This window comes from Verrucomicrobiales bacterium, assembly GCA_016793885.1.
Classification (GTDB): domain Bacteria; phylum Verrucomicrobiota; class Verrucomicrobiia; order Limisphaerales; family UBA11320; genus UBA11320.
The window spans coordinates 1-2,193 of sequence record JAEUHE010000077.1 but is presented as its reverse complement, the minus strand read 5'-3'; the positions used below and the strand labels follow the sequence as shown (position 1 = coordinate 2,193).

Genomic DNA, 2,193 nt, shown 5'->3' with positions numbered 1-2,193 from the left:
GGTGGACTGGTCGGTGGAACATCCGAACCCAGACGAGTTCACCTTAGATTTTGCCCAAGGCAATGGTGTGATGGTGCGCGTCGGATACGTTTGGATGACGGACGGTACCCAGCATACGGCCATTTGGTTTTCTAGGGACGGCTCTCGATGGACCCTGTCGGACGCTGGACGGAGTCATGTGTCTGGAGTCGAGCATGTCGCCTTCGGCAATGGGCGATTTGTGGTCCCCTACGAGGTGCGCACTTCCCAGGGCCTGGGTGGCTGCTTGGTGAGCACGGATGGGGAGCATTGGGTCCAGAGTCAACCGGTTGAACCCCCGATTGAACGTGTCCGCTTGCTTCACTTCAGCGAAGGGAGGTTTACGGCTGGTTTTGGAGGGAAGGTGCTTCATCAGAGCGAAGATGGCCTTCGCTGGAGGCGGCTTTCCGGAACGGCTCTGCAAACAACTCCCATCGGCCTGGCGAGATCCGGTTCCATTTGGGTTGCGGTCGCACCGTCCGCAGCCATCTTGTGGTCCAACGATGATGGTGCATCATGGTCTTTCGCAACACACCCCGAAGCTCGTTCGTTGAGCGACGTGGCTGCGGCCGAGGGAGTCTTTGTCGCCGTCGGGGAGGACGGTAAGATCCTCACTTCCACTGATGGCGCCACCTGGACGGCTCGAGACAGCGGGATTGTAGCACCACTGGACCGCGTTCAGCATGAGCGGGGAGTGTGGTGGGTGTTTGGGGCCAAGGGACTCGTCCTCACCTCAGCGGACGCTCTCACCTGGAACATTCTATCCTCGCCCGCTCCTAGTTTTTCCAGTGTCGCAGGTGGTGATAAGGGCTTCGTGGCGGTCGGGCGCGGTGTCAGGGGATATTCGCCCGATGGACTGACATGGGACTTCAAGCCGGCGACGAATTGCTCTTCGGTCGCTTATGGCAATAGCATCTTCGTCTGCGGTTCCGATCGTCTGCACGTCTCGAGCAACGGGCTGGATTGGGTCGACGTGGAGACCGGACTGAAGTTCCTTTATGGTACAGTGTTGTTTGGCCAGGAAGAGTTCCTGCTCGTGACTCAAAGGGGCCCGTTTAATACAGCGTTTACCTCCGAGGACGGGTTTCACTGGGAGGAACGATATCGGTTTGAGACCTGGATCTTGAATGATGTCATCGCCGTTGGAGGACGTTACTTCGCAAGCGACGAGATTTTGCAGAGGGCAGGCTTTCTCGATGAACTCCCTTGGACTACAGCCGGAACGCCTGAGCCATCCTCACGTGAAGCTTTCTCAGCCATCGCTTCCGCCCACAACAAGGTGCTATTTTTCTCGGAGGAGGGGTGCTTCGATTACTCCCCGATCCTTGATTGCAGAAATAGGGGAGGTTTTTTAGGTGACCCTCTGATTCAGCGTGCTATGACGGTTGGACGAGACATTTTTCTCATCGGTGGAGGGGTGGGTTACAGGAAGGCGGCGATGCTTCCGCAGCTCTGGCGACTTGATTCGGACGAGTTGGGTTTTGCGGTCGACACCATGCCTCCCGTGACGCGCTCTATCGCGAGTGTTGCCAGTGATGGACGTTCGGCAGTGGTTGCCGTTGGGGATGGCCTGGTGATGTATCACCGTTTGGGAGACGACTTTCTGGACACACCCAAACTGCACATCTACAGCGAGGCCGGCACAATCCGCGTCTCGTTCTATCATTCACCTGGATTCACTTACACTCTTCAATACTCGATGAACCTTAGTAACTGGGAACTCGAACCGCGCTCACCGGAAGGAGTCAGTTTTAGTGATCTCGATTACGTGGGAGGCATGACGAATTGGAAGCTACCCGCGTTTCAAGGTACCAAGTTTTTCCGGCTCCTGGTGGAGTGATGTTGCTACAAACTCGAGGCGTCGTCCGAGACAACCTTGTAAACATTGAATGCTTATGGAAATACCTATCACTCAAATCACGAAGTCCTTTCGGGAGTTCTATCCTGAAGCGACCCTTCGCAACAAAGTCCATTACGCCTTCGCGCATCAGTTTCTGCCCGGTTACGTCTGGCAGAATCCGTTTGCGTGGTTCTCCTATAGCGATTGCCAAAAAAGATTTCCGAAATAGTTGAAAATAAAACTGGTACTTTTTGCCGGGTTATGGTTGAACCTGAGTGTTGCGCGCGCTCGAGGTACATCCGAATGCTGAGAACGCCACCCTAGAAGAACTAGCG

2 protein-coding genes are annotated in these 2,193 nt (G+C 55.3%); both read left to right on the top strand.

Features of this window, described 5'->3' with window-relative positions; genetic code table 11:
- On the top strand, positions 1-1,858 hold a 1,858-nt coding region (locus JNN07_09235), incomplete at its 5' end, for a hypothetical protein (protein MBL9167910.1).
- A 55-nt stretch (positions 1,859-1,913) separates the two neighbouring features.
- Positions 1,914-2,087 (top strand): hypothetical protein, encoded by a 174-nt coding sequence (locus tag JNN07_09230; protein MBL9167909.1) that lies wholly within the window; start codon positions 1,914-1,916, stop codon positions 2,085-2,087.
- Positions 2,088-2,193 lie beyond the last annotated feature (106 nt).

Bases quoted from the DNA above. Each gene is read 5' to 3' on its own strand.
- JNN07_09230 (MBL9167909.1), top strand. From the start codon at position 1,914: ATGGAAATACCTATCACTCAAATCACGAAGTCCTTTCGGGAGTTCTAT.